Annotated in this window: 26 protein-coding genes; 12 read left to right on the forward strand and 14 right to left on the reverse strand. The window is 57.4% G+C overall.

The genetic code is table 11. From position 1 onward, the window contains the following. Positions 1-15: 15 nt before the first annotated feature. Positions 16-423 (forward strand): DUF1801 domain-containing protein, encoded by a 408-nt coding sequence (locus MWU60_RS11000; protein ID WP_247227345.1) that lies wholly within the window; start codon positions 16-18, stop codon positions 421-423. Between the two features lie 81 nt (positions 424-504). Here MWU60_RS11000 and MWU60_RS11005 read toward each other — a convergent pair whose 3' ends face one another. From MWU60_RS11005 to dapD, 9 genes are all read right to left on the reverse strand, one after another. Beyond that, positions 505-1,158, reverse strand: coding sequence for a DUF6000 family protein (locus tag MWU60_RS11005; RefSeq protein WP_247227346.1), 654 nt, complete (start codon positions 1,156-1,158; stop codon positions 505-507). 131 nt (positions 1,159-1,289) lie between these two features. After that, positions 1,290-3,545, reverse strand: coding sequence for a ribonuclease R (gene rnr, locus MWU60_RS11010; RefSeq protein ID WP_247227347.1), 2,256 nt, complete (start codon positions 3,543-3,545; stop codon positions 1,290-1,292). Positions 3,546-3,602: 57 nt separating this feature from the next. Then, positions 3,603-4,067: a hypothetical protein gene (locus MWU60_RS11015; protein ID WP_247227348.1), complete on the reverse strand. Its 465-nt coding sequence runs from the start codon at positions 4,065-4,067 to the stop codon at positions 3,603-3,605. 90 nt (positions 4,068-4,157) lie between these two features. Beyond that, positions 4,158-5,300: a succinyl-diaminopimelate desuccinylase gene (gene dapE, locus MWU60_RS11020; protein WP_247227349.1), complete on the reverse strand. Its 1,143-nt coding sequence runs from the start codon at positions 5,298-5,300 to the stop codon at positions 4,158-4,160. Positions 5,301-5,349: 49 nt separating this feature from the next. After that, entirely contained in the window at positions 5,350-5,472 is a 123-nt protein-coding gene (locus MWU60_RS19510) for a hypothetical protein (protein WP_281493266.1), read from the reverse strand. Positions 5,473-5,583: 111 nt separating this feature from the next. Further along, positions 5,584-6,282, reverse strand: coding sequence for a DUF3445 domain-containing protein (locus MWU60_RS11025; RefSeq protein WP_247227350.1), 699 nt, complete (start codon positions 6,280-6,282; stop codon positions 5,584-5,586). Between the two features lie 12 nt (positions 6,283-6,294). Next, the gene (locus MWU60_RS11030) at positions 6,295-6,624 is read right to left on the reverse strand and encodes a hypothetical protein (RefSeq protein ID WP_247227351.1); all 330 of its coding nucleotides are present in this window, start codon (positions 6,622-6,624) and stop codon (positions 6,295-6,297) included. After that, complete coding sequence (locus MWU60_RS11035; RefSeq protein ID WP_247227352.1) at positions 6,621-6,902, reverse strand: hypothetical protein; 282 nt, start codon at positions 6,900-6,902, stop codon at positions 6,621-6,623. The genes MWU60_RS11030 and MWU60_RS11035 overlap by 4 nt, the downstream gene beginning before the upstream one ends. Further along, complete coding sequence (gene dapD / locus MWU60_RS11040) at positions 6,903-7,730, reverse strand: 2,3,4,5-tetrahydropyridine-2,6-dicarboxylate N-succinyltransferase (protein ID WP_247227353.1); 828 nt, start codon at positions 7,728-7,730, stop codon at positions 6,903-6,905. It abuts the gene before it with no gap. 133 nt (positions 7,731-7,863) lie between these two features. Between dapD and MWU60_RS11045 the strand changes: the two genes are divergently transcribed. Continuing rightward, positions 7,864-8,709 (forward strand): TIGR00730 family Rossman fold protein, encoded by an 846-nt coding sequence (locus tag MWU60_RS11045; RefSeq protein ID WP_247227354.1) that lies wholly within the window; start codon positions 7,864-7,866, stop codon positions 8,707-8,709. 3 nt (positions 8,710-8,712) lie between these two features. After that, positions 8,713-9,198 (forward strand): gluconokinase, encoded by a 486-nt coding sequence (locus MWU60_RS11050; protein WP_247227355.1) that lies wholly within the window; start codon positions 8,713-8,715, stop codon positions 9,196-9,198. On the opposite strand, the gene MWU60_RS11055 is transcribed toward MWU60_RS11050, so the two are convergent. Continuing rightward, the gene (locus MWU60_RS11055; protein WP_247227356.1) at positions 9,181-10,224 is read right to left on the reverse strand and encodes a LacI family transcriptional regulator; all 1,044 of its coding nucleotides are present in this window, start codon (positions 10,222-10,224) and stop codon (positions 9,181-9,183) included. The genes MWU60_RS11050 and MWU60_RS11055 overlap by 18 nt on opposite strands. A 207-nt stretch (positions 10,225-10,431) precedes the next feature. Here MWU60_RS11055 and MWU60_RS11060 point away from each other — a divergent pair, with 207 nt between their 5' ends. The 7 genes from MWU60_RS11060 (at position 10,432) to MWU60_RS11090 (ending at position 18,917) form a co-directional block, all read left to right on the forward strand. Continuing rightward, positions 10,432-11,658: an ABC transporter substrate-binding protein gene (locus MWU60_RS11060; RefSeq protein ID WP_247227357.1), complete on the forward strand. Its 1,227-nt coding sequence runs from the start codon at positions 10,432-10,434 to the stop codon at positions 11,656-11,658. Positions 11,659-11,764: 106 nt separating this feature from the next. Then, the gene (locus MWU60_RS11065) at positions 11,765-12,691 is read left to right on the forward strand and encodes a sugar ABC transporter permease (protein WP_247227358.1); all 927 of its coding nucleotides are present in this window, start codon (positions 11,765-11,767) and stop codon (positions 12,689-12,691) included. Next, positions 12,684-13,580: a carbohydrate ABC transporter permease gene (locus MWU60_RS11070; protein WP_247227359.1), complete on the forward strand. Its 897-nt coding sequence runs from the start codon at positions 12,684-12,686 to the stop codon at positions 13,578-13,580. The genes MWU60_RS11065 and MWU60_RS11070 overlap by 8 nt, the downstream gene beginning before the upstream one ends. Further along, complete coding sequence (gene ugpC / locus MWU60_RS11075) at positions 13,577-14,656, forward strand: sn-glycerol-3-phosphate ABC transporter ATP-binding protein UgpC (RefSeq protein ID WP_247227360.1); 1,080 nt, start codon at positions 13,577-13,579, stop codon at positions 14,654-14,656. Before MWU60_RS11070 ends, ugpC begins: the two co-directional genes overlap by 4 nt. After that, entirely contained in the window at positions 14,653-17,028 is a 2,376-nt protein-coding gene (locus MWU60_RS11080; protein WP_247227361.1) for a glycoside hydrolase family 2 protein, read from the forward strand. The genes ugpC and MWU60_RS11080 overlap by 4 nt, the downstream gene beginning before the upstream one ends. Positions 17,029-17,040: 12 nt before the next feature. After that, the gene (locus MWU60_RS11085; RefSeq protein WP_247227362.1) at positions 17,041-17,787 is read left to right on the forward strand and encodes a sugar phosphate isomerase/epimerase; all 747 of its coding nucleotides are present in this window, start codon (positions 17,041-17,043) and stop codon (positions 17,785-17,787) included. A gap of 11 nt (positions 17,788-17,798) precedes the next feature. Continuing rightward, positions 17,799-18,917 (forward strand): Gfo/Idh/MocA family oxidoreductase, encoded by a 1,119-nt coding sequence (locus MWU60_RS11090; RefSeq protein ID WP_247227363.1) that lies wholly within the window; start codon positions 17,799-17,801, stop codon positions 18,915-18,917. Here the strand turns inward: MWU60_RS11090 and MWU60_RS11095 are convergent. From MWU60_RS11095 to MWU60_RS11105, 3 genes are all read right to left on the reverse strand, one after another. Next, entirely contained in the window at positions 18,885-19,328 is a 444-nt protein-coding gene (locus MWU60_RS11095; RefSeq protein ID WP_247227364.1) for a relaxase/mobilization nuclease domain-containing protein, read from the reverse strand. The genes MWU60_RS11090 and MWU60_RS11095 overlap by 33 nt on opposite strands. 34 nt (positions 19,329-19,362) lie before the next feature. Continuing rightward, positions 19,363-20,541 (reverse strand): 23S rRNA (adenine(2503)-C(2))-methyltransferase RlmN, encoded by a 1,179-nt coding sequence (gene rlmN / locus MWU60_RS11100; protein ID WP_247227365.1) that lies wholly within the window; start codon positions 20,539-20,541, stop codon positions 19,363-19,365. A gap of 95 nt (positions 20,542-20,636) precedes the next feature. Next, the gene (locus MWU60_RS11105) at positions 20,637-21,167 is read right to left on the reverse strand and encodes an invasion associated locus B family protein (RefSeq protein WP_247227366.1); all 531 of its coding nucleotides are present in this window, start codon (positions 21,165-21,167) and stop codon (positions 20,637-20,639) included. 191 nt (positions 21,168-21,358) lie between these two features. On the opposite strand from MWU60_RS11105, the gene MWU60_RS11110 reads away from it, so the two are divergent. Beyond that, positions 21,359-22,348, forward strand: a complete 990-nt coding sequence (locus tag MWU60_RS11110; RefSeq protein WP_247227367.1) for an asparaginase — start codon at positions 21,359-21,361, stop codon at positions 22,346-22,348. On the opposite strand, the gene MWU60_RS11115 is transcribed toward MWU60_RS11110, so the two are convergent. Further along, positions 22,320-23,399 carry a Hint domain-containing protein gene (locus tag MWU60_RS11115; RefSeq protein ID WP_247227368.1) on the reverse strand — a complete coding sequence of 360 codons (1,080 nt, stop codon included), beginning with the start codon at positions 23,397-23,399 and terminating at the stop codon, positions 22,320-22,322. The genes MWU60_RS11110 and MWU60_RS11115 overlap by 29 nt on opposite strands. Positions 23,400-23,597: 198 nt before the next feature. Here MWU60_RS11115 and xth point away from each other — a divergent pair, with 198 nt between their 5' ends. Further along, a complete protein-coding gene (xth, locus tag MWU60_RS11120) occupies positions 23,598-24,386 on the forward strand; it encodes an exodeoxyribonuclease III (protein ID WP_247227369.1) in 789 nt (262 codons plus the stop codon). Positions 24,387-24,395: the final 9 nt, after the last annotated feature.

A 24,395-nucleotide genomic window follows, 5' to 3' on the forward strand; every position in this document is an offset into this window, starting at 1 on the left:
AAAGGTGACAGCGCGATGACCTACCCTTTTGCCAGCGACAAGGTGGCGGATGTCTTTGCGGGCTTTCCAACCGCCGAGCGGGACATGGCCCTTGCTTTGCGCGATCTGATCTATGAAGTCGCCGCAGCCACGCCAGAAGTAGGGCAGATCGAGGAAACCCTGAAGTGGGGCCAGCCCGCTTATCTGACGCCCCAGACCAAATCAGGCTCAACCCTGCGGATCGGACTGGCAAAGGGGGGTGGCACGGCGATTTTTGCCCATTGCAGTACCGATATCGTCAGCACCTATGCGGCGACTTTTCCGGGCATGGACCGGGTTGAGGGCAACCGCGCGGTGATCTTTGCCAAGGCAGAAGACATCACACCAGAGCGGCTGCGGCTGCTGATCCGGCATGGGCTGACGTATCATTTATCTGAAGGCTAAGCGGGACGAAGGGTGAATTCGCTGCAGTTGCGCCAATGGCTGCTTCCCGAAGAGCGTCAGAAACTCTCATTTTGGGGAAGGCTACAAACCGACTGCCTCTCGAATGGTGGCGATACTTCCCATCTGCTGCCTGAAATAGATGATTACGTCTTCTGCCGCACTCCTGTGCGGTCGGTGTTGCCTCCAAACGTCATACGCAGGTCTTACTTCAGAGAGGACGTCACTTCCAAATATAGGATCCAAGTAGGCCACTGCTCCAAGTGCGGACCCTTGGTCGAAATCCAGATCGGTGCGCTGCAAGTAATAGTCCAGGTACTGAATTAAATATCTTTGTGCTGATACGCTTTCAAATGATGCCAGAGCCAAGCAGTATCCTTGTCCAGCGTAACAAACTTCGCTTTTCAGCAAGTGCGTTCCGATAATGGTTTCAACATCTTGATTTTTCGAGATGGCGGAAAAAATGGCACCAACCTTCCTTGGGCGCCAGTTAAACTCCCCCAGCATTTTCAGCAGAATATCATGCGATAATTGTGGATATAGGTTCTTGTATGTTGCGAGTGTCTCGTCATTGATGCGCAAACCAGCCATATAGAGTGGAACTACCCATTTCTCGATTAGCGCTAAGTCGCACTCGGTATCATTTCTATAGGTAGTCATGCTTTCGAAGGGGCTCTGATGCCTGACTGTCGCACCTGCTAAGTGTAACTCTACTTGCTTTTTCAATGCATCGTCCAAGCTAGCCTCCAATTTTGCAAACTAAGCGAAGGCTTTCCAAAGTTGCCCCTTTGGGTCAACCTTCTTGAAAGCCGACGTTAGTGCACAGCGCAGCATTTGTCTAAATGGGCTCAAACCGGTCATTTGGCGCCCTACTTCCGTGTCCGCTTCACCTTCCGCGCCGTCTTCGCCGCCTTCTTGCGCGCTGATCCCACCTTGCGCCGTGGCGGTTTGCCCCGCCCACGCGACGGACCACGCGGTACAGCGCGGTCTTCCAGCGTCAGCAGTTCAACAATCAGGCCACCGGTTACAGGCGCGGCCTCTGCCAGTTTCACCGTTACGCGCTGACCCAGCCCGATAATCATGCCGGTATCAGACCCCATGAGTGTCTGGCTTTCGGCATCATAGTGAAAATACTCGCGCCCCAGCGTACGGATCGGGATCATGCCGTCAGCGCCGGTTTCGTCCAGTTTCACAAAGACCCCGAACTTGGCAATCCCGCTGATCCGGCCCGTCAGCTCCGCGCCAATGCGATCAGACAGGAAGGCGGCCAGATACCGGTCTGTTGTGTCGCGTTCTGCTGTCATCGACCGGCGTTCGGTGTCGCTGATCAGTTTGGCCGTTTCGGTCAGGTGTTCGACGTCCCAAGCGCTGAGCCCATCATCACCCCAGCCATGTGCTTTGATCAACGCCCGGTGCACGATCAGGTCGGAATAGCGTCTGATGGGCGAGGTGAAATGCGCATAGGCGCGCAGGGCCAGCCCGAAATGGCCGAAGTTTTCGGGGAAATAATAGGCCTGCGTCATCGACCGCAGGGTGGCCATATTGATCAGCTCATCGTTCTCGGTGCCCGCAGCCCCTTTCAGCAGTTTGTTCAGGTGAGCGGTTTTCAGAACCTGCCCCTTCGCCAGAACAAGGCCGGAGGCCGTGGCCACCTCGCGCAATGCGTCGAGCTTTTCAGGGCTTGGTTCTTCGTGCACGCGGAACAGCAGGGGTGACTTCTTGGCAATCAGCGTCTCAGCGGCGGCGACATTCGCAAGTACCATGAATTCTTCGATCAGGCGGTGTGCATTCAGTCGTTCTTTGTATTGCACAGACGTGACCTTGCCATTGTCATCCAGCACAATCTGACGTTCCGGCAGGTCCAACTCCAACGGCTGGCGCTGCGCGCGCGCTTTCATCAGTGCAGCGAAAGCCTGATAAAGCGGCGTGATGATCTCATCCATCATCGGGGCGACTTTGTCGTTGGGTTGGCCATCAACGGCGGCCTGCACCTCTTCGTAGTTCAGAGAGGCGACCGATTTCATCAGCCCGCGATGAAAGGCGTGATCAATCTTGTTGCCTGCCATATCAATACGCATCGCAACGGCCAGACAGGCACGTTCAACTCCCTCATGCAGCGAACACAGATCGCCGGAGAGACGATCAGGCAGCATGGGCACAACACGGTCCGGGAAGTAGGTGGAGTTGCCGCGCTTGCGCGCTTCGCGGTCCAGTTCAGATCCGGGCGTGACGTAATGGGCCACATCGGCAATCGCGACCCAGATGATAAAGCCGCCAGCGTTTTTCGGATCAGGATCGGGTTCAACAAAACAGGCATCGTCGTGGTCACGCGCATCCCACGGATCAATGGTGATCAACGGCATATCGCGGAGGTCCGTGCGGCCTTTGAGCCCAGCCGGCCTGGCATTGTCAGCTTCGGCGATAACCTCGTCCGGGAAGTGATCGGGAATGCCATGCTGATGGATCGCAATCAGTGATACGGCGCGCGGTTCGGTTGGGTCGCCCAAGCGGGCGATGATACGGGCCTTGGGCAAGCCCATACGGCCCTTTGGCCCGGCCTGCTCGGCTTCCACCAACTCCCCGTCCTTGGCGCCGCCCGTAGCACCCGCCGCAACGGTCCACTGCTTGTCCGCACCCTTTTCGATGGGCAGCACCCGTCCTCCCTCGGATCCGGCACGAAACACGCCAAGAATACGCAACGGATTGGTCCCGATCCTGCGGATCATGCGGGCGGTGTGGCTGTGATCTTCGGTTTGATCGACAGCCAGGCGGCCCAAAATACGATCCCCCGCTCCCAGAGCCGGATCGCTGGCGCGCAACATCATCAGAATACGCGGCTCCGCGCCTTCGCCTTTCCATTCCAAGGGGCGGGCAAAAAGATCGCCATCTGCATCGGTCCCGACAATCTCCAGCACGGCAACAGGCGGCAGTTCTTCGGCATCGCGGTAGGAACTTCTGCGCTTGGTCAGCTTGCCTTCTTCTTCAAGCTCTTTCAGCAGGCGCTTGAGGTCAATCCGTGCAGCCCCCTTGATGCCAAATGCCTTCGCGATATCGCGCTTGGCAGCTTTGGTGGGATGCTCGGATATCCAGGCAAGGATTTCGGACTTGGAGGGGATACGTGTCATGACGCAGCCCTAGCACGGCCTGCGTCAAGCGTCATCCAAATTGAGGGGCGACGAACCCTAGCCGAAATCAGTGCGCGGGCAGGGGGCCGTGTCGCCGGCCGCCCATGCCTGAATTGCATCAACGATCCAGCCATTTCCCGGTCCGGCATAGGTCGTGGCACGCGCGCCAGATGCGGTCGAGGTCACATCGGCGACCAGATAGGGATACCAGCCGGGATTGCCCAGGTTGTTGGGGTTGTTGTGCTCAATCACAAGGCTGTTGCCCTGACGGCTCGTCCGATAGCTATCGGACAAAATTGCGCTCATCTGTCCGGGTTTTGTGATTGATGTCTGAACCGTGAAGTTCATACAGGCGCGGGCGCGATTGGTGATCGTACCTATCGCTGCCGATGCTGACCGGTTCACGTCGATCGCTTGTTCATTTGTCCAAGGGTGCACGCGGACCTCGTCCGGAGTCTGAGGCGCCTGAATACAGCCGGCCACAACCAGAAACGCGGCACAAAATGATAGTGCTTTCTTCATCACAGACTCCAATCCGTTACTCTCGTGAACAGCCTGAAACAAAAGAAAGGCACAACTTTGGCGCGCTTTTGATCTAATTTTGTTTTGCGACTAGGCGAAGTAGTCTGTCAGAATCCGTGTATAAATCGCCTTGAGTTGCTCAATTTGCGCAACCGCGACCCGCTCATCCACCTGATGCATGGTCTTGCCCACCAGCCCGAACTCCACCACCGGGCAGTGATCCTTGACGAAACGGGCATCTGACGTCCCGCCCGACGTGGACAGCTCTGGTTTGCGCCCGGTCTCGGCCTCGACGGCTTTTCCGATTAGATCCGATAATGGGCCGGGCGGGGTGACAAAGCTCTCACCGGACACCCGCACCCGCATCTCAACTCTGACATCAAATTCTGCAGCGACCATGTCGGCTTGGTTCTGCATCCACGCGGTCAGGTCGGCGCTGGTGAGGGTGTCGTTGAAGCGGATATTCACGGTGGCCTTGGTCTGCGACGGGATCACGTTGGTCGCCGGGTTGCCGGTGTCGATGGTGAGCACCTGTAAAGATGACGGATCAAAATGCGCCGTCCCCTCGTCCAGAACGCGGCTGGACAATACATCCATCAGCCGCGCCATCGCGGGCATCGGGTTCTTTGCGCTATGCGGGTAGGCAGCATGGCCCTGTACGCCCGTCACGGTAAAGAACGCAGTCATGGACCCGCGCCGCCCGATTTTCATGGCCTCGCCCATCTCATTGGGGCAGGTGGGTTCCCCCACCAGACACACGGACATGGCTTCGTTATTCGCAGCCATCCAGTCCAGCAGCGCGGTGGTGCCATCCACGGCATCGGCTTCTTCATCGCCTGTGATGGCCAGCACGACAGCGCCATCGGGCGGTGTATCATTGACGAAATCAATCGCCGCTGCGGCAAACGCCGCAACGCCGGATTTCATGTCAGTGGCCCCGCGCCCATAAAGAAACCCGTCCTTTATCTCGGCCCCGAAAGGCGGCATCGTCCAAGCCGCCTCGTCCCCCAATGGCACGACATCGGTATGCCCATTAAACCCAAAGGTTCGGTTCGCCCCTTGCCGCCCCCAGCGGGCATAGAGGTTTGATACCTCGCCACGATCCACGCGCGTACAGGTGAACCCGCCTTTGGTCAGGACTTCCTCAAGCAACACCAGCGCGCCACCTTCGGCAGGTGTCACAGACGGGCAACGGACCAGATCGGCGGTCAAGGCAACGGGATCAATCGGCATTGGCAGGCTCCTTTCCGCTATGGCTAGCGGGAAGGACGCGGGGATGCAATCAGGCGGCCAAATAGGCCCAAAAGACAAACATCACGATGAGAACCAAGACAACCTGAACAACCATCGCCTTAATCAGGAATTTCGAGCGTTTGGTATCTGCATCGACGTCGATCTTTTTCATGGCCTGTCTTTCTTTGAAAGGGTGCTCACCAAGTATGGTGGGGCGGCTTAGGCGGCTGTTACGACATAATAGCTTACCCAGCAGCATAGGTCCATCAAGGCTACGGCACGATCACGTGCGCACCACAAAGGTATGGATCGTGAACACGACCGCATCTGTGCGTAGCAGCCGTAGAATGCATTGCCGCTCTGAGCGGATGAAGGGCGTTTGCTGACCGTCGGTCTTCTTGTAGGGCTGATGCAAGTCAGCGTCGCTATAGCGCAGCTTGTTGAACCGCCAAAGCGGCTTGCCGACACGAACCCCGTCAAACAACCGCTGTACGCGGCGCGCGATGTTGTCGTCATATTCATCGACCGGCGCATGGATGCCTGTCAGCGGTCGGTTGATTTTATCGGCCAAACGCCAGTTCGCCGGAAAGCACAGGACGGCCCCGGTCAACACGTGCTCATCGCCGCGCTTTTCCATGATGCAGATGTCTTCCTGCGCCAGATGGCCCAGCGTCCGCAACGGCGCGACCCGGTCTATCTGAACAGCGCGCAGATCGGGGCAGATGACGTGATCTGCGGCCACCTCAAACCCTAATCCGGGCAGCAGTTTGAGCGCCTCTTCCAGAACTTCGCGCCCTGCGGTTACGTTCTCCGAGAGCACGGACTCCGACCGCTCTTCCAGCAACTGCGCGCGATAGGCCATCTGTGCGGCATAAGCCTCATCCACGCGCAGCCAATCATCTGCGTCACAGGGCAACGTGCCCGGCAGGCTGGGCGTGCTGTCGTGGGCATCGGGGAGGGCGTTTTGCAAGATCACCGTCATGATCTGCGCCGCCTAAGCCTTGTCAAAAAACGGCGTCATCTGCGCCACGATCACGCTGTTTTCTTCCAGCGCACGCGCCATCAGCGCCTTTTCATCGTCCGATATATCATGCCCCTCGGCCAAGCGTTCGTCTAACGTGCCGTACCCCGACACATCCAGCGGGGCAAGGTCGGCTTGCTTCAGGATCGCCACCGTTTCACGCACCGCTTCGGCTTCATCGACGCCGCTGGCATAGCACATCAGTGCCGCCCCCGTGGCCTCTTCGGGCAGGCCATCACCGGCGTTGCGCCCGACCTCAACAAGCAGAGTATAGACCTTCTGGCGGCTTTCCTTCTTGGTCATGTGGTGCCTTTCTCTTCCCAGCGCGAGCGGACCGCCCAGATGGTCGAAACGACAATGACGATCTGCAATGGCGCGTAGATCACCAGCATCAGCGCCAGTATCCGCCAGAATAGCGTCAGGTTCATCACGATGGTTAATGATACTGCGGGCAAGAACAGCGATGCCAGCAGGACCGAGATGATCACAATGTCAGCCGCCACAGGCAGCCATGCCGCCTTGAACGACGGGCGCACGCCCGCCGCGATGCGCCTGCGCGCCACTATGCGGCTGATGATCATTCAGTCACGCAAGAGTTCGTTGATGCCGGTTTTGGAGCGCGTGCGCTCATCGACGCGTTTCACGATCACGGCGCAGTAGAGGCTGATATTGTTTTTGGACGGCATCGAACCTGCAACAACCACCGAATAAGGCGGCACTTCGCCGTACATGACTTCACCGGTTTCACGATCCACGATCTTGGTGGATTGGCCGATAAAGACGCCCATGCCAAGCACAGAGCCTTCGCGGACGATGCAGCCTTCGACCACCTCAGAACGCGCGCCGATAAAGCAGTTGTCTTCGATGATCGTGGGGCCTGCCTGCATCGGCTCCAGCACGCCACCGATGCCGACACCGCCAGACAGGTGCACATTCTTACCAATCTGGGCGCATGATCCAACCGTGGCCCAGCCGTCGACCATGGAGCCTTCATCAACGTAAGCGCCAAGGTTCACGAAGGATGGCATCAGCACAACGTCCTTGGCGATATAGGCCGAACGGCGCACGATTGAGCCGGGCACCGCGCGAAAGCCGGCATCACGCCATTGGTTTTCGCCCCAACCGTCAAACTTTGATGGGACCTTGTCCCACCACGTCGTCCCGCCATTGCCGCCTGAAATCGGCTCCATATCGTTCAGGCGAAAGGACAGCAGCACCGCTTTCTTGGCCCATTGGTTCACATGCCAGCTGCCGTCTTCCATCTTCTCGGCGACACGCAGTTTACCGCTATCGAGCGCATTCAATGTGTCCTCAATCGCTTCGCGGGTTTCTCCGGTCGTGGATGTGTTGATCGTGTCGCGGGCATCCCACGCGGCTTCGATTGCAGTCTCAAGGGCGGCATTGGACATGTGGGATTCTCCGGTCAGATAATTTCAAAGGCTTCTAGCGGGGCTGGGCGCATCAATCAATCTATGTGTATCGCGTTGCATCTTTGGGCAGGTCGGGCAACTCTGCATCCAAACAAGGCAGGACATACACCCGATGAAAGACAACCGTTACCACCCGTTCCGTGACAGCCACCAAGACCGCGAAGAGGTCAAGAGCGTCCCGGACACACCGCAAACGCGGGCACCGTCCTATGCGCTGGCCTTCGCAGATGAGGACTTTATGTGCCGCGAAGAGCTGCGGCCTGTGCGGCTACAGCTTGAACTGCTCAAACCGGAAATGCTGATGGACGAGGCAGATATCGCATCAACCATCGTGCTTTTTGGTGGCGCGCGGATCCCGGAACCTGCCAAGAAAGATACCGCACGCACGCAAACGCTGGCCGATCTGTCAGCCTATTACGAAGAGGCGCGCAAGTTCGCCCAGATGATGACCGAACGGTCGCTGCAAACCGGCGGGCGCGAAGACGTCATTGTCACAGGCGGTGGCCCAGGCGTGATGGAGGCAGGCAACCGCGGCGCGCAAGACGCAGGCGGGCGGTCGATTGGCCTGAATATCGTGCTGCCACATGAACAGGCCCCAAACCCCTATGTGACGCCGGAATTGTGCTTTAACTTTCACTACTTCGCGATCCGCAAGATGCATTTCCTGATGCGGGCTTCAGCAGTCTGCGTATTTCCCGGTGGCTTTGGCACACTGGATGAAATGTTCGAGGCGCTAACGCTGATCCAGACCGGACGTATGGCGCAGGTGCCGTTCTTGCTGTTTGGACGGGCGTTTTGGGAAAAGATCATCAATTGGGACGCATTGGCAGATGCAGGTACGATTTCGGCGGATGATCTGAAACTGTTCCGCTTTGTCGACACCGCCGAAGAGGCGATTGCCGCCCTCGATAGCTGGGAAGGCAAAGGCGAAAAGCGCGGCGAGATCCCGGGCCGGTAAGACATGCACGGGGCCATCATGGTGATGGGCGTGTCCGGCTGCGGGAAATCCACAGTCGGGGCGGCACTGGCGGCGGCGCTTGGCGGTGTGTTTGTGGACGGGGACGACTATCACCCGCAGACAAACGTAGATCACATGGCGGCGGGGTATCCGTTGACGGATGACATGCGCTGGCCGTGGTTGGATGAACTGGCCGTCGCGGTCAACGTTCAGCGGCAGCGGTCCGTCACGGTCTTTGCATGTTCGGCGCTCAAGAAAAGCTACCGCGATCATTTGCGCACCGCGATTCCAGATTTGAAGGTGGCCTATCTTGATGCGCCCTACGCAGTGGTCGCCGCTCGGCTGTCGCAAAGACAGGGGCACTACATGCCTGCTAGTTTGCTTGATAACCAGTTCGCGACGCTTGAAGTGCCCCAAAACGCAACGACGACAGCGTCAATTGATCAGCCCGTCGCACAGATCGTGGCGGCACTAAGGGTTGTCGTCTGATGGCACTTCAAGCGCTTGCATCGGGGTCTCGTCTGGTTTGCGAATGGCTTGAATAGCCGCTTTGGCAAGAAAATCCCCCGCCGCGTTCACCTGTTCCGAGATCGTAAGAATATCGGCGCGAAACAGCTTCAGAAACGGCATCGCCTCTTTTGAAAACACATCAATCTGCTTGCCGACCTGTGCGCCGTGGTGTTCAACCGCAGCCACAGCCGCCATCGCAGAAGAGGTTGATGCGGTAATCACCGCGTCAATTTCGGGGTGGTCTTGCAGGGTCTTGCGCAGGGCCGCAACGACCTCGGCACTGGCTGTATCGCTGGTAACGCCGTCGGCAATCGTGACGGCCACGCCCTCTGCGGCACCGGTATCCAGCACGCCTGCGATCATATGTTGAGCATAGCTATGCCCGGTGGGGGGTGCGACGACGTAGATATTCTTGCGCCCGCGCGCAGCAAGCTGTTTGACCGCGATGCTGCCAAAGGCGTTGTTATCGAAGTCATAATAGGCGTGCTGATCTGACCAATTGGTGCGCCCATGTGTGGCAAAAGGAAACTTGCGTTCCATCAGGTAGGCCACACGCGGATCATTGGGTTGGATCTGGTTCATGATCACCGCATCGGCAGACCCGGTTTCAACGATATAGCGCACTGGCTCCATCGGGTCTTGGTCTGGAAAAAACGGGGTGACGACAAGGTGAAACGGCGTGTCGCGCAGCCCGCTGGCGACAGAGGCAATCAGCCGGGCGGTATGGCTCATCAGATCATGTTCGGTCGACATCACAAGACTGATGACATTCGTGCGGCCCGTGCGCAGGCGCACGCCCGCGCGATTCGGGACGTAGCCAATTTCATTGGCGATTTTGCGGATCAGTTTTTTGGTCTCATTGCCAATATCGGGGGCGTCATTGAGCGCGCGCGATACTGTCGGCACGGCAAGGCCGCTCAATCGCGCGATGGTTTTGAGTGTGGGTTTGCCCTCGGTCCGCAATGGTGTTGCCGCCGGATCTGGTTTTGCTTTGCTTTGCGGCATTTTTGGCATGTCTCCCCTTCTATCGCGGTCGCTAACACAGAACTAAAGCCACTTGAAGCGGATCGCGATGGCGAAAGCAGCATAACAACAAAGCCTTATTCTGGTTGCGTCTTGCTGTGGTTGAGTGTCGCCTAATTTGTCTTGCGAGGTCAATCTAAATCGTTATAGGCTCACCTACAACGATTTAGAACCAGGGAGGAGAGAATCGTGAAACTCACAACAAAACTACTCGCGGCGACTGCTATCGTCAGCGCATCAGCTGCATCAGCGGTCGAGTTAGAGGTCACACATTGGTGGACATCTGGCGGTGAAGCCGCCGCTGTCGCAAAATTTGCCGAGGCGTGGAACGCCGCAGGCAATACATGGGTTGATGGTGCAATCGCCGGGTCTGGCGGGACAGCGCGCCCCATTATTATCAGCCGCATTCTGGGTGGTGACCCAATGGGTGCAACTCAGCTGAACCACGGCCGTCAGGCAGAAGAATTGATCGAGGCGGGCATGATGCTTGACCTCACCGACGTCGCCGAAGCGGGTGGTTGGGCGGATATCGTCAACCCATCCTCGCTGCTTGATAGCTGCACGCTAGACGGTCGCATCTACTGCGTGCCTGTCAACATTCACTCTGCACAATGGCTCTGGCTCAGCCACGAAGCCTATGAAAAAGCTGGTCAGCCCGTTCCCTCAGACTGGAACGAATTTGTAGCATCCGCCCCTGCGCTGACCGAGGCGGGCATAGTCCCGCTCGCGATGGGTCAACAAGGGTGGCAGCAAAACCTGGCCTTCGGTGCGATCACAATTGCCGTTGCGGGTACGGACGCATGGCGCGAAGTGACACTGAACAAGAACGCGGACGTTGCACGTGGCCCCGAATACACAGCCGTGTTCGAAGCTGTTGCCGACGCACGGGAATTGGCGCGCGAAAGCAATGTTCAGGACTGGAACCAGGCGACCAACATGGTCATCACCGGCATGGCTGGCGCACAGCTGATGGGTGACTGGGCGCAGGGCGAGTTTTCGGTCGCAGGGCAAGTTGAAGGCGAGGATTATTCTTGCCTGCCCGGTCTGGGCCTGAACGAGATTCTCGATACCGGCGGTGATGCTTTCTACTTTCCCGCCAATGATGATCCAGAGATCACCGCCGCACAGAAGGAACTGGCCGCACTCCTGATATCCCCCGAAGTGCAGGTTTCTTTTAACCTAGCGAAAGGTTCACTTCCTGTGCGCGGTGATATCGACATGGCAGCCGCCAACGGTTGCATGCAAAAAGGTCTCGGTATCCTTGCTGACGGTGGCGTCCTGCCATCTGGCGATCAGGCGCTTTCTGCCGACACGCAGACACAGATCGAAGATCTGATGGCCGAATTCTGGTCCGGCGATATGCCAGCGGCAGACGCACAGGCGCGCTACGCTGACCTGATCGCGGCCGCAGACTAATACCACTCACCTCCCGAGCGGCCTGCCTGATCCGTCAGGTGGGCCGTTTGGATACCGCACCAAGGCCTGCAAAAGCCAGGCCAAGCAGCCAACAGGGGGAACCACAATGGCAGTGGTTGAAGACGGGACGCTCAACAGCGCCAAGGGTGCCAAACGCCCAATAAGGCTTTTCCGCAATCCAATGGCCAAAATTGCCTCGATCCCGATGATCCTGACGGCGATGGTGGTCTTTGTGGGCGGAACGGTTTGGACGATTGTCCATTCCTTCACGGGGTCACGCTTGCTGCCCAAATTGAACTGGGTCGGTTTCGATCAATACGAACGGCTGTGGGACACGCCACGCTGGCTCATTTCGATCTCAAATCTGGCGCTCTATGGCATCTGTTCCTTGATCCTGACGCTGACCATTGGCTTTATCCTCGCGGCTCTGCTTGACCGCAAAATCAGGTTTGAAAGCGCGTTCCGCACGATCTTTCTCTACCCCTTCGCTCTCTCTTTTGTTGTTACCGGGCTGGCATGGCAATGGATCCTGAACCCTGACTTTGGTCTGCAATCGCTGGTGCAGGGCTGGGGCTGGGAAAGCTTTCAGTTCGATCCGCTGAACAACCCCGATATCGTGATGTTTGGCCTGCTGATCGCGGGAATTTGGCAGGGGTCGGGTTTGATCATGTGCATCATGCTGGCCGGGCTGCGCGGCATTGACGAAGACATCTGGAAAGCAGCGCGCGTCGACGGGATCGGCACCGTAAAAACATACGTGCGGATCATCATCCCGATGATGCGACCGGTGTTCATCACCTCGCTCGTCCTGATCGCATCAGGCATCATCAAGCTTTATGATCTGGTCGTGGCGCAAACCAATGGCGGGCCGGGGATCAGTTCCGAAGTCCCCGCCAAATACGTCATCAACTACATGTTTCAGGCGCAAAACCTCGGTCAGGGGTTCGCGGCATCCACGATGATGCTGTGCTCCGTCATCATCATCCTGATCCCATGGGCCTACCTTGAATTTGGAGGGCGCAAAAATGCCTGATATCGCCCTCACCGGTCCACGTGGACCAAAACCGAAAAAGCGGTTCAGCCGCGCCAATATCTTCCTCTATGGCACGCTCATCATGGTCAGCATGTATTACCTGCTGCCGCTCTACGTCATGATCGTGACATCGCTTAAGGGCATGCCGGAAATCCGGTTGGGCAATGTCTTCGGCCCCCCGCTTGAGGTCACGTTCGAGCCTTGGGTCAAAGCATGGTCAGAGGCCTGCACAGGGCTTGATTGCACGGGGCTATCCAAAGGGTTCTGGAACTCAGTTCAAATTCTGATCCCGTCGGTCACACTGTCCATCGCGATTGCATCGTTGAATGGTTACGCCCTGTCGCATTGGAAATTCAAAGGGTCAGAGGTGTTCTTTACCATCCTGATCCTCGGGGCCTTCATCCCCTATCAGACGATGCTCTATCCCATCGTGATCATGCTGCGCGAAATCGGGCTAATGGGTGATCTATGGGGGCTGGTGCTGGTACACACAGTCTTTGGGATGCCGATCCTGACACTGCTTTTCCGCAACTACTTTGCATCCATTCCCGAAGAGTTGTTCAAGGCGGCCCGCGTCGATGGCGCGGGGTTCTGGCGCATCTATTTTCAGATCATGCTGCCCATGGCACTGCCGATCTTTGTGGTGGCGATCATCCTGCAAGTGACGGGTATCTGGAACGACTTCCTGTTTGGCGTGATCTATACCAAACCGGCAACCTACCCCATGACGGTCCAGCTCAATAACATTGTGAACTCGGTGCAGGGCATCAAGGAATACAACGTCAATATGGCGGCCACTCTTCTCACCGGCCTTGTGCCACTCGTTATCTATTTCGCTTCCGGGAAACTCTTCGTCCGTGGCATCGCAGCAGGAGCCGTAAAAGGATGAGCTACTCCGTAGAAATCAAAGAACTCGATCTGGCGTTCGGGGCGGTCAAGGTCCTGCAAGACCTCGATCTGAACATCAATGAGGGTGAATTCCTTGTGCTGCTCGGCTCATCGGGCTGTGGCAAGTCCACCCTGCTGAATTGCATCGCAGGGTTGCTGGAAGTCACTGACGGTCAGATATTCATCAAAGGCCAGAACGTGACATGGGCAGAACCGTCCGAGCGGGGCATCGGGATGGTGTTTCAGTCCTACGCGCTCTACCCGCAGATGACAGTGCGGGGGAACCTGTCGTTCGGCCTCAAGAACGCCAAGCTGCCCAAGGATGAAATTGAACAGCGCGTCGCCCGCGCCGCAGAAATCCTGCAAATCGGCCCGCTTTTAGATCGCAAGCCCGGCGCGCTTTCGGGTGGTCAACGGCAGCGTGTCGCCATCGGGCGTGCGCTGGTGCGCGACGTCGATGTGTTCCTTTTCGATGAGCCGCTGTCAAACCTCGACGCCAAACTGCGCGTTGATTTGCGGATTGAACTCAAGCGCCTACACAACCGCCTGCAAAACACGATCATCTACGTGACCCACGACCAGATCGAGGCGATGACACTTGCCGACCGGATCGCCGTGATGAAGGGGGGAGCGATCATGCAATTGGGCAGCCCGGATGAAATCTATAACAAACCTCGCAACCTCTATGTCGCTGACTTCATCGGCAGCCCGTCGATGAACTTTCTGGAAGGACATCTCGAAGGCGGCGACTTCAAGGTTGATGACATGGTCATGCCGATGACGGGCTATGACTTTGCCGCCCCGCAAACCGCTGATCGTCCTGCTGTTATCGGCATCCGGCCTGAACATGTGGTAACAGGCGAGCTGGTCAAAAATGCACCGCTGCAATTCAGTGTCGACATTGATTTGGTCGAACCGATGGGGTCGGACACACTCGTTTACGCGCAACTGGGTCAGCACAATTTCCGCATCCGCATGGACGGGCAAGCGACCGTCAAGGCGGGCGAGACCATGGCCGTCGGCGTCGACCCATCGCGCGCATCGCTCTTTGACAAAGCCACCGAGGACCGCTTGTGAACCCACTCAGTTTGGCGGGTGAATGGTCCCTGTCAGACGACAGTGGGGACTACATCTGCGCGATCAATTTGCCCACCGATGGGATCAGCGCACTGCACGACGCAGGACTGATCCCCGACCCCTATTGGGGACGCAATGAGTATGACTTGCGCTGGATTGCCGAGCGGGACTGGACAGCAACGCGCGCGTTCGAACTGACGGAAATTGACGTCGATCTGGTACTGTCCGGGGTTGATACAATTGTCGAAGTTACGGTCAACGGCATCACTCTTCTGAACTGCTGCAATGCCTTTCGCACCTTCCGCGCCAGTCTTGCAGAAGTGGCGAAATCGGGTGCGAATACGATCAGCGTGACGTTCAAGAACTCCATCGCCCATGCAGCTAGGCTGCAGGACGAACAGCCATTCTATCTGCCCTATCAAGAAAGCAACAATCCGATCCCAAATGTGAACCTGTTGCGCAAGCCGCAGTGTGACTACGGCTGGGACTGGAACATCGCACTGGCCCCTTTTGGCATTTACGGGGATATGCGGATTGAGCTGAGTGCTGCACCCCGGCTCGACGTGCTGACCGTGGATCAGGACCACCACGACGGCGTCGTTGATCTGACCGTCAAAATGCACATCAGCAACTATGACGGCGAGGTCGCAGTCACGCTTGATTGCAATACGGTGTACGTACAGGTTCTGTACGGCATATGTACGGCATCTTTTACGCTGACGGACCCCAAAATCTGGTGGCCTGCGGGGCAGGGGGATCAGCCGCTCTATGACCTTGAGGTGGCCTTCGCCAAGGCAAAGGCCACGCGGCGCATCGGTCTGCGCAAGATCGCATTGATCACGGAAACAGACGCCGCTGGGCTTGGTTTCAAGTTCTGCGTGAATGACCGTGATATCTTTGCCAAAGGGGCCAACTGGATCCCCGCTGATGCGCTGGCAGGGCAGATCACACCGGCGAAAACCCGCGACCTTTTGCAGTCCGCTGTCGATGCCAACATGAACATGATCCGCGTCTGGGGCGGTGGCCGATACGAGGATGATTGGTTCTACGACATCTGCGATGAGTTGGGTTTGATGGTCTGGCAGGACTTTATGTTCGCCTGCAATATCTACCCATCCGATGCTGCCTTCCTCGAAAACGTGCAGCAAGAAGTCACTGAAAACATTCAAAGATTACAGCATCACGCCTGTCTTGCACTGTGGTGCGGGGACAACGAATTGATCGGTGCGCTGACATGGTTTGAGGAAACCCGCGCCGACCGTGACCGCTATCTTGTGAACTATGATCGGTTGAACCGAACGCTTGAGACAGCGCTGCAAGACACGGACCCGCAAGCGAATTGGTGGCCATCATCGCCATCCGCCGGACCGCTGAACTTTGGTGATACGTTCCACGACGACAGCTCTGGCGACATGCATTTCTGGTCAGTCTGGCACGAAGGGCGCAACTTTGAGCACTACCGCGACGTGGCCCCGCGGTTCTGTTCGGAGTTTGGCTTTCAAAGCTATCCTTCCATGAACGCGATCCGCCGGTTCGCGGCACCCGAGGACCAAAACATCGCCGCCCCTGTGCTGGAGGCGCACCAAAAAAACGCCGGCGGCAACGCCCGTATCGCTGAAACCATGTTCCGCTATTTCCGCTGGCCCAAGCACTTCGATGATTTCGTCTACCTGTCTCAAGTGCAGCAGGGTCTGGCGATCAAAACGGCCGTTACCCATTGGCGCAGCCTTAAGCCGCACTGTATGGGCACGCTGATCTGGCAGCTCAATGATACCTGGCCGGTCTGTTCCTGGGCCTCGCTCGACCATGGTGGCGACTGGAAGCTGCTGCATCATATGGCTAAGGCATTCTATGCATCCGTGCTGGTGACCGCGATCCCCATTGAAGACCGGATCGTGCTGCGTGCGATCAATGACGCGCCGACAGCGCAGGACATCAGCGTCCAGCCTTTCGCGGTTAACACAGCAGGCAAACTGCGTGATCTGGGGGCGGCAACGGTGACAGTCGATCAGGCTGCGGTTGATGTCTTCAGCATGGCTGCCACCGACCTGCATGCGGATGAGATGTTGTATTTCAGCTGGAGCACACCAGACGGTGTCAGCGGGTCAGATATCTTCGCCCTGCGACCTTTTAAGAGCTATGATTTGGAACCGCCCCGCGTCACTCATACGGTCACTGGCAACCAGATCACAATCACCGCAAAGGGTCTTGCCCTGTTCGTCGCGGTCGAGGCTGATACCGCAGGTCGCTTCGACCAGAACGCATTTACTCTTTTGCCGGGAGAAGTGCGTGATGTGACGTTCACACCCGCCAATCCCAACGACACACCCACCTTCACGCTGCGCGATCTGCACAGCGCCACTTACGCATAGAAAGGCCGCATGATGCCCCGGATTTCCTATCAGCTTTATTGTTCGCGCAACCACCCACCACTGTCCGAAACCCTGCAAATGCTGGCCAAGGCTGGCTATCGCGAGGTTGAAGGTTATGGCGGATTACTTGACGATGTGGAGGCGCTGAGGGTGGGGCTTGACGCCAACGGGCTGCGTATGACCAGCTGCCATATCGGACTTGATATGATTGAGACTGATCCGGCGGGCACCTTGGCGATCATCAGAAAGTTGGGGATTGAGAAGGTCTTTGCCCCGTATATTGCCGCAGATGTTCGCCCCACGGATACGGCGGGTTGGGTCGCCTTTGGACAACGCCTTGCGACGGCAGGAAAGCCGCTCGAAGATGCGGGCCTCCAATTTGGCTGGCATAACCACGACTTTGAACTTGCGGCAACGCCGGAGGGTGACTTCCCGCTTGATCTGATAGTGGCGGCATCCGACACGATGATGCTAGAGCTTGATCTGGGATGGGTCCGGGTCGCAGGGCATGATCCGGTGGCATGGATCAGCAAATACGCAAAGCGGCTTGCAGCGGTGCACATCAAGGACATCGCACCCGACGGTGAGTGCGCCAATGAGGACGGCTGGGCCGATGTCGGCCACGGGATCATGGATTGGGCGGCGATCCATAGCGCGTTGCAGGCAGCGGGCGTTGATCACTATGTGGCCGAACACGACAACCCGTCAGATGACGCGCGTTTTGCAACCCGCAGCATTGCATCCATTCAGAAATTCTAGAGGAAATGACCATGACACAGCTTGGCGTTGGCATCATCGGATGCGGCTATATTTCGACCTCTTACCTGGGCCTTGCCCCGCTTTTCAAAGCGCTTAAGCCCGTTGCGGTTGCTGATATCAACATGGATGCAGCGCAGGCACGGGCGGCTGAATACGACGTGCGGGCCGAGACGGTTGAGGACTTGCTGAAAGCACCCGATGTGGATGTCATCGTGAACCTGACCATCCCCGCTGTCCATTTCGAGGTGACAAAACGCATTCTGGAGGCAGGTAAACACGCCTATTCTGAAAAGCCATTGGTTTTGACGTTGGAGGAAGGTGAAGAGTTGCGCGCATTGGCAGCAGCGAAAGGGTTGGCGATCGGGTCGGCGCCGGACACGTTTTTGGGCGGCGCTCACCAACAGGCGCGTGCGGCCATTGACGCAGGCGATGTTGGGGCGATTATTGGTGGTACATGTCATGTCATGGGTCATGGTATGGAAGGCTGGCACCCAAACCCCGACTTCTTTTTCCAACCTGGCGCGGGACCAATTCTGGACATCGGGCCTTACTACGTCACCAATCTGATCCAACTGCTGGGGCCTGTGAAATCAGTGACGGCCGTTGCGAATGCAACCTTTGCCGAACGCACTATCGGGATCGGCGACCGTAAAGGCGAAACGGTCCCAGTGAACACGCCGACCAACATTCATGCACTGCTTGATTTCGAAAATGGCGCCACGGTGACTTTGGGCGCGAGCTGGGACGTCTGGGCGCACCGTCATGCAAATATGGAGCTTTACGGTGAAACCGGCTCGCTCTTTGTGCCGGACCCCAATTTCTTTGGTGGCACGGTTGAGATTGGTGGGCAGGACAAAGGGATCACGGCCTTGCCCGCATGGGATCATCCGTTCGGTGTGCCCAATCAGGATGATCTGGCGAACTATCGCTGCGCGGGTTTGGCGGATATGGCGACAGGGATTGCGCAAGGACGTCCGCACAGGTGCAGCATCGATTTGGCCGTGCATGCGGTTGATGTGATGACGAGCATTCTGAAAGCGGGCGAGGAGCGGAGGTTTGTTGATCTGACAACGACCTGTGAACGTCCAGCAGCGCTGTCACCGGACGAGGCGCGCGCGCTGCTCGTCTAGTTGTTTGGTGTAGAGGTAACGGTGACTGTGCCCCGGAAACGGGGCACCAAACCGGCGCATCAGGCGCGTGTAGCTGTATCCAAGGTCAGAGCCTTTGCACAGGCGCGCGCCGGCGGTGTCGTGCAGTGCCAGCCCGCCACCAGCCTCGCGCAATTCATAGCCTTTGCGTGATAGCCGCGCCTGCAAATCATCCCACCCGTTTGCATAGGCCAAGTCATCAGCAAGAAGCGCCCGTAAGGGCGCGACGAGCTGCTCATCGGCTCTGCGAGCACTCTTCGCTCTGGTTCTTCGATACAAATCGCGTTTGATGGCACCACGGATCACCACGTCCACGGATGTATCTTCATCCCCGGCAATTTGACGTAACGCGGCAACCATCTCGGGTGGCATTTGAATGATTGCTCTGTCCATACCGCAACCATGCGCCAGCATGGTAAACGCGTGGTTAAAGCCCGGCCTCTTGAGCGATTTGCGCCTTTGACTTGCGTGCCCGCTCCGTCGCTGATTTTAACTGCCCGCAGGCTGCCATGATATCCTCACCGCGGGGTTTGCGCACAGGCGAGGCATAACCAGCCTGATAGATGATCTCAGCGAACGCGCGAATGCGGTTGTTCGACGACCGCTTGTAAGGCGCGCCGGGCCATTCATTGAAGGGGATCAGGTTGATCTTGGCCGGAATGCCATCAATCAGTTTGATCAATCGCCGCGCGTCTTCGTCACTATCGTTGACCCCATCCAGCATCACATATTCAAAGGTGATCCGTTCAGAGTTCGATACTTTTGGGTACGCACGCAACGCATCCAACAGATCAGCAATCGGCCAACGCTTGTTGATCGGCACAAGACGGTCACGCACTTCATCCGTGGTGCCGTGGAAGGACACGGCCAGCTGACAGCCGATTTCTTGCGCGGTGCGCGCAATCTCCGGCACCACGCCGGACGTTGATAGTGTAATCCGGCGACGCGACAGCGAAATCCCTTCCGGGTCCATCGCGATCTTCATCGCATCGCGCACGTTCTCAAAGTTATAAAGCGGCTCGCCCATTCCCATCAGCACGATATTGGACAACAGCCGCGCCTCTTGTGTATTGCGTGTGCCGGGTTCGGGCCATTCGTCCAAATCATCGCGGGCAACCATCACCTGACCGACAATCTCGGCCGCGGTCAGATTGCGGACCAGTTTTTGTGTGCCGGTGTGGCAGAATGAACAGGTCAAAGTGCAGCCAACCTGGCTAGAGATACACAGCGTGCCACGATCCGTTTCGGGGATATAGACAACCTCTACCTCGTGGCCGCCCGCGATGCGGACCAGATATTTGCGGGTGCCGTCGTCAGACACCTGGCGGGTCACGACCTCTGGCAGTGCAATCACGAAAGTGTCGGCCAGCATCGTGCGATAGTCCTTTGACAGGTTCGTCATCTCGGCAAAGTCGCGCACGCCCCAATGATAGATCCATTGCCAGATCTGCCCGACGCGCATCTTGGCCTGTTTCTCGGCCGTACCAGCCGCAATCAGCGCCTCGCGCATTTGATCACGGGACAGACCGATCAGGTTCTGCGGTCCTTCGGGCAGCTTGCGCGGGATGGTCAGCACGTCCTGCGTGATGGGGGCCTTGGCGTCCATGCGGTGTCTCTCAATCCGGGTTAAGCTGGCCATATAAGAGAAAGAGGCGGCTTCGACAAGGAAACCGCCTCTTTCTTTTGACTATTCGGGGTAGCCTAGCCTGCGCAGCGGTTCGCCGCTTCGTCCACGGCCGCAGTAAAGCCCAGCAGGCTAAACGTATCTTGTGTCTGCGTGCCACGGCCGGACCTGCCGGTCAAAACGGCATTCGCACCACGCTTCATGGCAGCCACGAATTTCGCATCATCTTCGGCTGTTGCAGGCCATGCGGTTTCACCATCGGTAAACATCTGGAAGGTGGTGTCGCCCACCTGCAGGGACACGGTCGATTCGTTGGCAAAAGGATAGCCACCGGTGAACATCACCTGCCCGGTGACATCTTCGGAAGGACGATAGAACACGATCAGGCGGATATCGCCGCGTCGCACATCAACAGCGTTGCCGTCGCGAGTGTTGATTGTTTCTTTGGGTGCAGACACCGCCCAGCATTCCGTCGGATCGCTTTCAACAAAAACGCTCCAATCGGTATTAGCCGACACGCGGTTGTCGCTCTCTTCCTGCGCGACAGCTGTTTGCGCCGTCAACAGTGCCAATGACACACCAATCATTCGTGAAATTCTTAAAACCATTTTACAGCCTCCAAGCTGTCCTTGCCTCTGGATGTCTCATCCGGTCTGTGGCGCATCTGGCGGCACCTTTTCGACTGGCGAGACTTTGTTCAACTCGATAGCGTAGAGCATAGCAAAATTCCGCCCGCAGGGGAAAGCCCCCAAAGCTTCGGGTTCTCAGACCGACATATACAATCCAAAAAGGCAAAAGAATGGCAAATCCTGTTGATCTGGTTGAAGTCTGGCGTGGCGACTTGTTGGAGTGCGTCCATCAAGGTCACGCAGTTGTGTGCGATGACACGGGGCATATTGTGGAAAGCTGGGGCGATCCCGCGGCAATCATCTATCCGCGGTCGTCCTCAAAGATGATCCAGGCACTGCCGCTTTTGGAAAGCGGGGCAGGGGCCAATCTGACCGGCGAACAATTGGCGCTGGCCTGTGCATCGCACCAAGGGGCAGCCATCCATACAGAACGGGTGCTGGCATGGTTGAAAGACCTTGACCTGACCGACGATGCGTTCCGCTGTGGCCCGCAGATGCCAAACGACAAGGACGCACGCTATGGTCTGATCCGTGCCCATGAACAGCCTTGCCAGGTGCACAACAACTGTTCCGGCAAGCACGCGGGCTTTCTGATGTTGACCAAGCACCTCAAGGCCGGACCCGATTATGAGCTGATCGACCACCCCGTTCAACGCGCGTGCAAGGCGGCTTTCGAAGAGGTCACACAGGAAACAAGCCCGATGTACGGGATCGACGGCTGTTCAGCCCCCAACCACGCGTGCACGGTGCACGGGCTGGCGCGGGCGATGTCGTTCTTTGCCACTGCCGGGGATCGATCCGACACACGCAGCAAGGCGGCTGCGAAACTGGTTGCTGCAATGGCGCGTTATCCCGAATTGGTCGCGGGTGAAACACGCGCCTGCACCGACCTGATGCGGGCGATGGATCATAAGGTGGCGATCAAGACGGGTGCCGAGGGGGTGTTTGTCGCCATTGTCCCGGAAAAGCGGCTCGGTATTGCGTTGAAGATCACCGACGGGGCCACAAGGGCAAGCGAAGCGGCGATAGCAGCGATCCTTGTCAAATACGGCGTTATTGATGCAGGTCACCCGGCCGCAATCGCGCGGATGACGCCGAAAGTGCAAAACTGGCGCAAGCTTGAAACAGGCTTTATCCGGCCGGCCCCTGCGCTGCGCTAGCCTTTGGTTGCTGCGCTGCGATTAGATCCGCGCGAAACAAACCGGCTTCAAACGCTTTGAGCGTGGTTGCCGCCGTGCTTCCAAACGCGTCGATCCCCGCCTGAAGCGAGGGAAACAGCGCGAGCAATTCGCGTCTTTGATCTGCCTCGACGCCAGCAACAGAGAGGTCTGACAAGAAAAAGCTTTCGCATAGAACGTCATTGGCGCTGACAATCTGGTGAGTGTCGAACATGAAATGCACATATGTGACCATGCCACCCTCACGTTGGGTGATACCGGGAAGACCGCACAGATGCTTGGCTGCGATCAACACTTCGCTTGCACCAAAGAGCAACTCTGCACGTGGACTACGAAGCAAGATCCGATGTTGCGGAGAGACAACCAACGGCGTGTCGTTCCCAATGGCACCTGCCGTGATTTCTATCGGGGCGAAGGCGCCTTTTGCCGCAACGCTGGACCGGCCCGCCCAGCGGACAGGTTGATAGCCACCGTCACGCGTCCAAACCATATCGCCGACAACGATATCTTCGGCGGCCTTCTGGCCTGACTGGGTTTTGATCTGTGTAGCGGCTTCAAAACAGGTGATGAAGTCAGCATAGGGTGTCGAACCCGCATTGCTACCGCCTACCTTGATGTAGGTGACCCCGTCTTCCAATGCTGTATCGGACCCAAAAGCCCAGACATTTCTGAAGTTGCCCCCTTGGGAAAAGACCGTGATAGTGATCAGAGGCCCGGTCGGGTCACCATTGCTGTCAAGCGCGCGCAATTCGATCCGCGACTCCGCCTCGACGGTGGTGCCGTTGGCGACGACGCCACCACCATCGGTAACGACATGGTCAAGGCGATCATCATCGTTAAAAATATCGGCGTTGCCGCCGCCATCAGTGTCATCAATCGTTACGGATGTGCCGCCGCCAGAAGAATAGGTGAACGTCGTGCCATTGGGCATGTCAGAGTTGTTGCGGATAGGCAGGCCTTCTATTCCGGGCCTCGGGCTTGTCTCGATAACGAGGTTTTCACTGTCGATCACGAATATCGTTTGCAGGACCATGCCCATTCCTCGTCTTGACTGTTTGCGGCATCCAAATTGCGCTTACACATTTGGTATAGCTGACTTATCAGACGTTTCCAGCATTTCAGCCAAGCTTCGGTGATCCGGCATATCGCCGCTTGCACTGTTGATCCTTGGTGAAACTCAGGGCAGACAGGATGTCGCTGCCGTGCCACCTTCTGACAGAAAGTCCTGAACATGCCCTTCACTCTTGCCACCTGGAACATCAACTCAGTCCGCTTGCGCGAAGACATCGTCGCAAGGCTGATGAAGGACGAAGCACCTGACGTGCTTTGCCTGCAAGAATGCAAAAGCCCCGTGGACAAGATCCCTCTGGAGCAGTTTCAGGCGCTGGGCTACACGCACATGGTTGCGCGCGGCCAAAAAGGTTACAACGGTGTGGCGATCTTTTCCAAGATCCCGATGGTTGAGGCGGGGGCAGAGGATTACGCAGGGCTCGGACATGCGCGCCACATTGCAGGCAAGCTGGAAAACGGTGTGACGATCCATAACCACTATGTGCCCGCAGGCGGTGATGTCGCAGACCGCGAAGTGAATGAGAAATTCGGTAACAAGCTGGACTACCTCACTGATATGCGCGATGCCTATCGCGCGCAGAAGCCCCAGAAAGCCATTCTGGTGGGGGACCTTAACATCGCCCCACGCGAAGATGATGTGTGGGACCACAAGAAGCTGCTCAAGGTCGTCAGCCACACGCCGATTGAGGTCGAACACTTTGCCGATGTGATGGAGGCAGGCGACTGGTCCGACGTGACCCGCAACGACATCGCCGAAGGCAAGCTCTATAGCTGGTGGTCCTACCGGGCCAAGGATTGGGACGCTGCGGACAAAGGACGCAGGCTTGATCACATCTGGGCAACACCAGATATCAAGAACGCCGCACATAGCAGCCGGGTCCTGCGCGACGCACGCGGTTGGGAAAAACCCAGCGATCATGCACCGGTCTTTGCGACCTTTGATCTATAGGAACATCCC

It is taken from the genome of Yoonia sp. F2084L (assembly GCF_023015625.1).
Lineage (GTDB): Bacteria > Pseudomonadota > Alphaproteobacteria > Rhodobacterales > Rhodobacteraceae > Yoonia.